At 71.4% G+C, this 7,320-nt stretch carries 2 protein-coding genes; both read right to left on the bottom strand.

Annotated features, from left to right (window positions below; translation table 11 throughout):
• The coding region (locus ACZ6ZQ_RS38190; RefSeq protein ID WP_469773142.1) for an amino acid adenylation domain-containing protein at positions 1-3,019 on the bottom strand (3,019 nt) is incomplete at its 3' end.
• Positions 3,016-7,320: amino acid adenylation domain-containing protein (locus ACZ6ZQ_RS38185; RefSeq protein ID WP_469773141.1), on the bottom strand; the 4,305-nt coding region annotated here is incomplete at its 5' end. The genes ACZ6ZQ_RS38185 and ACZ6ZQ_RS38190, both read right to left, overlap by 4 nt.

Here is a 7,320-nt window from a genome sequence, read left to right as displayed (position 1 = left end):
CCACGCCGAGAACGGAGCGCAGGCGCGACACCAGCCGGGTCGCCAGCAGCGAATGCCCGCCCAGGTCGAAGAAGCTCTCGTCGATCCCGACCGACGGCCGGCCGAGTACCTCACCGAACAGGCCGCAAAGGATCTCTTCGCGTGGCGTCCTCGCTGCCCGGGATCCGGCCCCGGCGGCACCGAAGTCCGGTGCCGGCAGGGCCCGGCGGTCGACCTTCCCGTTCGGCGTCAGCGGAATGGCGTCGAGGACGACCACGACCGTGGGCACCATGTACTCCGGCAGCCGTGTCCGCGCACTTTCACGCACCGCGCCGCCGTCAACGGCGGTATCCGGCTCGGGGACGACATAGCCGACCAAGACGCCTTCATTGACGACCGCGACCGCCCGAGCCACGCCCTCGACGGCCAGCAGGCCGGACTCGACCTCACCGAGCTCGATACGGAAGCCACGGACCTTCACCTGCGCATCAGCCCGGCCCACGAACTCCAGCACACCGTCCGCACGCCACCGCACCACATCACCCGTGCGGTACATCCGCCCGCCACCCCACGGACAGGCGACGAACCGCTCCGCGGTCAGATCCGCACGGCCGTGATACCCCCGCACCACACCCGCACCGCCGATATACAACTCACCACGCACACCCACCGGCACCGGACGCAGCCACTCGTCCAGCACGTACACCTGCTGATTGGCCAGCGGCCCACCGATCGACACCGGAGCATCTGCTGTCACCGGGGCACTCGTCGACCACACAGTCGTCTCGGTCGGCCCGTAGACGTTCACCACCGACGCCAGCTCATCCACCATCAGCGACGCCACCTCACCCGGCAGCGCCTCACCACCCACCAACGCCCGCACGCCGGCCAGCCGACCGTCCGAAACAGCCACGACCTCGCGCCACAGGCTGGGGGTCGCCTGCACCACCGACACGTCCGCCCGGACCGCCAGATCCACCAGCAGTTCGGCATCCGCGACCACGTCGGACGGGGCCACCACCACACACCCGCCCGACACCAGCGGCGCGAACAGCTCCACCACCGCGATGTCGAACGCGAACGTCGTCACCGCCAGAACCCGGTCCTCGCCCACCACATCACGCAAACCGGCCAACACGTTCACCACACCACCGTGCGGCACCACCACACCCTTCGGGCGCCCCGTCGAACCCGAGGTGTAGATCGTGTACGCCGCCGACGACAACTCCGGCACCACACCCAGCGAAACCCCCGACAGCCCACCCAGCTCGGCCGTCACACCGACGTCGTCGAGCAGGATGACCGGGACGTCCGACCCGGACACGCTGTCCAGCGCGCCAGAGACCGACAGCACCAGCACCGGCGCCGAGTCCTCCACCACATGCGCGATCCGCTCCGCCGGATACTCCGGGTCCACCGGCACATACGCACCGCCCGTCTTCAGCACCGCCAGCAACGCCACCACCGCATCGACCGACCGCGGCAACGCCACCACCACGCGGGACTCCACCCCCACCCCACGCGACACCAACAACCGAGCCAGGCGGTTCACCCGCCCGTCCAACTCCGCATACGACAGCGACACCTCACCGCACACCACCGCGACCGCGTCCGGAACAGCACGCACCCGCTCCTCGAACAACACCGGCAAGGAGTCGGGCAGGGGGGCGACCGGGCCATGATGCTCGTCGGGGAGCGCCCGCTCCTCCTCGTCCAGCACGTCCAGCCGGCCGACCGGCGTGGCCGTCTCGCTCGCCAGCGTGCGCAGCGCCCGCAGCAGGCGCTCGCCCAGACTGCCCGCGGTGTTCCGGTCGAGAAGGTCCTGCCGGTAGGAGAGGCGCAGGGTCAGCTCGGTTCCGGGGATGACCATCAAGGTCAGCGGGTAGTGCGTGGCGTCGCGCCCCCGGAGGCCGGCGATACGGAGCCCGCCGCCGCCCGACGCCGCTCCGACCGCTCCGGTGGGTGCGGAGGGGTAGTTCTCGTAGATGAGCAGCGAGTCGAACAGCGGGGTGTCGCCCCGCAGTCCGCTGAGCTGCTTGATGGAGGGCAGGTCGTAGTGGTGGTGCGGCATGAGTCCGGCCTGCTCCTGCTGGACCCGGGTCACCAGGGCGGCGAGCGTTTCCGCGGGGCGCAGCCGGACCCGTACGGGGAGCGTGTTGATGAACAGGCCGACCATCGTCTCGGCACCCGCGACCTCGACGGGGCGGCCGGAGACCGTGGCACCGAACACCACGTCGTCGCGGCCGGTGTGCTGAGCCAGTACCAGTGCCCATGCCGTCTGCACCATGGTGCTCGGGGTGACGCCCAGGCTCCTGGCCCGTTGCGTCAGGGACGCGGTGGTGTCCGCCTCCAGGGCGAGTTCCAGCTGTTCCGGCAGGGCCGGGGGTGCTCCGGCGGCCGAGGGTACGAGCAGCGAGGGCTCGTCGAATCCCTCCATGATCTCGGCCCAGGCCGCGCGGTCGGCGGCACGGTCCCGGCGGGACAGCCACTCGAGGTGGGCGCGCGGCGGGCGCACGGGCGGCAGTCCGGAGGCGTCGCCGCCGGTGCCGTACAGGGTGACGAGGTCGCGGAGGACGATCGGCTGGGACCAGCCGTCGAAGAGGAGGTGGTGGTTGGACATCACGAACACGTACTTGTCCACGGCGAGGCGTACGCACAGGAACCGCACCAGTGGCGGCCGCATGAGGTCGAAGGGTGCGTACCGGTCGGCCTCCAGCAGCTCGGCGAGGCGCGCCTCGCGTTCGCCTTCCGGGAGGTCGGTCAGGTCATGGTCGTACCAGGGCAGTGGTACGTCCTTCGGGATGAGCTGGACCGGCCGGCTGAGCCCCTGGTGGCGGAACGCGGCCCTCAGCCCGGGGTGCCTGGCGAGCAGCGCTCGTGCCGCCGCCCGCAGTGACGGCACGGACAGCTCGCCCTCAAGGTCGACGGTCAACTGTACGGCGTAGACGTCGGGGGCGTCCTCGTCGAAGAGCCGATGGAAGAGCATGCCCTCCTGCATCGGGGAGAGCGGCAGGATGTCCTGCAGACCTGAGTTGCTCACGAAGTCCTCCACTCGGCCTCGATGGCGTCGATTTCGTTCTGGCTCAGCCCGGCACCCAGCAGGTCCGAGGGGGTGTGGCCGCCGGCGTCCGGGTTGTCGGCGTGGTCGGCCAGCGCCTCCAGCGCCTCGACCCAGGTGTGGGCGAGATCGGCGATCCGGTCCTGTTCGAACAGGCCGGTGGCCCAGGTCCAGGTGGCGGTGAGGGACGGACCGTCCTCGTACTCGCGGACCACCACGTTCAGTTCCACCGGGTGCAACAGCGGGCCGTGCGACTCTTCCGCGCCGCCGGCGCTCCGCGCCGTGGGCTCGGCCACCTGGCCCTTGGTGCGGCCGAGGTAGTTGTAGGCGATCTGCGGGGCGGGAAGGGCCGCCAGGTCACCCGAGGTGTCGGGGTTGAGGTAGCGGAGCAGTCCGTAGCCCGTCCCCTCCCCCGGTACCTCCCGGAGCTGCTCCTTGACCGTCTTGACCGCCTGACCGGCACCCGTGCCGGCCCTCAGGGCGTCACCGACGTCCACTCCGCCGAGGTCCAGCCGCACCGGGTGGACGCTGGTGAACCAGCCGACTGTCGTCGTCAGGTCGGCTCCGGGCATCAGGGTCTCGTCCCGCCCGTGGCCCTCCACGTCGACCAGCAGGGCCGAGCCGTTGCCGCGCCAGCGGGTCACCGCGAGGGCGAGACCGGTGAGGAGCACGTCGTCGACGGCGGCGTGGAAAGCGGCCGGGACGGTGGACAGGACCCGTTCGGTGACGTCCGTCCTCAAGGTCACGGACAGCCGGGCCGAGGCGCCGAAGACATCGCGGTCCCGGTCGAACGGCCGCTTGCCCAACGGCTGGTCGGGGCCGGCGAGCAGCTGCTTCCACACCGTTGCCTCGGCGGTCCGTTCGGGGCTGCGGGCCGCGGTGTGCAGCGCGCGCGTCCACTGGCGGAGCGATGTGCCGATGGGGCGCAGTTCCGGCTCCCGGTTCTCGCGCAGCGCGTTCCAGCACTCGATCAGCTCGGGCAGCAGGATGCGCCAGGACACCTCGTCGACGGCGAAGTGATGGATGGCCACGAGGACGAGCCCCGCCTCGTCGGGGCCGCGGTCGAACCAGACCACCTCGACGTTGCGTCCCTCGCGCGGGTCGAGCCGTTCCCGGGCCGCATCGGTCTCCTTCGCCATGCGGGCGGCTCCGCCGTCGGGTTCCGCGGCGAGGTCGACGCGGCGTACGGCATCGGCCAGATCCACCGAGTCCCCGTTCTGGATCTCCAGCGACTGTCCGCCGCCTTCGCCGACGAGCCTCAGGCGCAGTGCGTCGTGCCGCCGGACGATCGTCTCGACGGTGGCGCGCAGCGTCTCGAGGCCGCTGCCGGCCGGCAGCTCCAGGAACCGTGACTGGGCGAACCGTTCGCCGCTGCCGCCGCGCTCGGTGAACCAGCTGAGCACCGGCGAGAGCGGCAGCGGCCCTTCCTCGTCATCGGCGCGCCCCGCGGCCCCGGCCGGCGCCTCGGCGGACCGTGCTGCGGCCGCGAGTGTCGCCGGGGTCTGGTGCGTGAAGACGTCACGGGGGTTGAGGCCGAGTCCTTCCGCACGGGCACGGCCGATCAGCTGGATCGATGAGATGCTGTCGCCTCCGAGGTCGAAGAACCGGTCGTCCGGGCCGACCGCGTCGAGGCCGAGTACCTCGGCGAACAGCCGGCACAGCAGTTCCTCGCGATGGCCCCGGGGGGCGGACGACGTCTCGTGCCGCGGCTCGGGCAGCGCGCCGTGGTCGACCTTGCCGTTCGGCGACAGGGGCAACTCGTCGAGCACGACGTACGCGGAGGGAACCATGTAGCCCGGCAGGGTCGCCGCGACGAAGTGCCGCAGCTCCTCCTGATCGAGCACCGCGCCGGATTCGGGTACGGCGTAGCCGACGAGCCTGCGGTGGCCCGGCCTGTCCTCGCGGACGGTGGCCGCCGCCTGGGCGACGCCGGGGAAGCGGACCAGTACGGATTCCACCTCGCCCAGCTCGACCCGGAATCCGCCGAACTTGACCTGGCCGTCGTCGCGTCCGACGAACTCCAGCGTGCCGTCCCACCTCCAGCGGGCGAGGTCCCCGGAGCGGTACATCCGCTCGCCCGGAGCGCCGTACGGGGTGGCGACGAACCGCTCCGCGGTCCGCTCCGGCGCCCGGTGGTAGCCCCGGGCGAGTCCGGCGCCGACGATCCACAGCTCACCGACGACGCCCGGCGGCACGGGGCGCAGCCGGTGGTCCAGGATGTAGACCCTCTGGTTGTCGATCGGGGTGCCGATCGGGACGACGGTGAGCGCCTTGTCGGCTTCGTACTCCCAGGTGGTGGCTCCGACGGTGACCTCGGAGGGCCCGTACAGGTTGATCACCCGGTGCCGTGCGGCCCAGCGGCGTGCGGTGGCCGGTGGGCAGACGTCGCCGCCCATGGTGATCGTGAGGCCCGCCGGGAACTCCTCCTCGGGGAGGCTGGAGACGACTGCGGGCGGCAGAAAGATGTGGGTCACGCCGGTCGCGGCGACGAGTCGGGCGACTTCGCTGCCGAGGGGCTGGTCACCGGGCGGCAGGACGAGTGTGGCACCGGTCAGCAGCGAGGCGAGGACGTCCCAGACCGCGGCGTCGAAGCTCATGGACGCCATCTGCAGGAGACGGCTGCCCCGACCGACACGCAGGCGGGCGATGGTGCTGGACACCAGGCTTGGCAGGCCCTCGTGCAGGAGCACCACGCCCTTGGGGCGGCCGGTGGACCCCGAGGTGTAGACCATGAAGGCCGGGCTGAGCGGGGAGACCGGCACGCTTTGAGGCGCGGTTCCGCCGCCGTCGAGCACCGTCGCCGTGATCCCGGGGTCATCGAGCAGGAGGACCGGCGTGCTGTCCTGGGCGACCAGATCGCGCAGACCGGCCTGCGTGACGATGAGCTCCGGTCGGCTGTCCTCCAGCATGAGGGCGATGCGCTCGGCCGGGTAGTTGGGGTCGAGCGCCATGAACGCTCCCCCGGCTTTGAGGGTGGCGAGCAGGGTCACGACCCAGGACTCGGAGCGCTCCAGGGCGACGGCGACGAACTTCTCGGGTCCGACGCCCCGCTCGGCCAGCAGCACGGACAACCGGTCCGACCGCCGGTCCAGCTCGGCATACGTCAGGGCGCGTCCGTCGAAGACGACGGCCACGTCGTCGGGGGCCTCGGTCACCATGGCGCGGAACATGCCGGTCACGGTGGTGCCGGTCTCCTCGTACGCAGTGTCGTTCCATGCCCTGAGGACCTTGTCCCGTTCGGCGGGCGTCAGCGCGTCGTACGACGACAGGTTCTGGTCGGGTGCTCCGACGAGCGTCTCCAGGAGGTACACGAAACGCCGGGCAAGGGCAGCGGCGGTGCCGGGCTCGAACAGGTCGGTGCTGAACTCCAGCAGACCCTGGAGCCCCATGAGGCCGCCGTCGTCCCCCCGCAGCTCGGCGAACCCGAAGACCAGGTCGGACTTGGCGGTGCCGACGCCCACGGCCTCCGGTGTCGCGGTGACTCCGCCCAGGTCGTCGGGCACGGCGTTCGCGCTGTGCTCGCGCTCGTTGTTGAGCGTGAGCATGACCTGGAAGAGGGGGTGGCGGGACAGGGAGCGTTCGGGGTTGATGATGTCGACGAGGCGTTCGAAGGGGAGGTCCTGGTGGGCGTAGGCGCCCAGGTCGGTCTCCCGGACGCGGGCCAGCAGCTCGCGGAAGGTGGGGTCGCCGGACAGGTCGGTGCGCAGGACGAGGGTGTTGATGAACAGGCCGACGAGGTCGTCGACGGCGTCATCACTGCGTCCGGCGATCGGCGTGCCGATCGGCACGTCCTCGCCCGCGCCGGACCGGGACAGGAGCAGCGCCAGAGCGGCCTGCAGCACCATGAACACCGTCGCGCCGCTCTGCCGGGCCAGCTCCGCGACCGCCTCGTGGACACCGGCCGGCACCTCGAACTCGTGCCGGTCGCCGTTGTGGGTCGGGACGGCGGGGCGAGGACGGTCGGTGGGCAGGACGATCCCGGCGGGCAGGTCGGCGAGTTGGGACTTCCAGTAGGCGATCTGCTGGGAGATCACGCTGTCGGGGTCGTCCTCGGAGCCCAGGAACTCGCGCTGCCAGAGCGTGTAGTCGGCGTACTGCACGGACAGGGCGGACCACTGCGGGCCCTCCCCCGCCGCACGCGCCTCGTAAGCCGCGGCGAGGTCACCCACCAGCGGACGGGTGGAGGACCCGTCGCCGGCGATGTGGTGGACCAGGACGAGAAGGGTGTGCTGGTCGGGTGCGGTCTGGAAGAGCGCGGCCCGGACCGGGATCTCGGTGGCCAG

It is taken from the genome of Streptomyces sp. NPDC053673 (assembly GCF_055585225.1).
The sequence above is the reverse complement of the archived record's forward strand: the minus strand, read 5'-3'. Positions and strand labels throughout refer to the sequence as shown.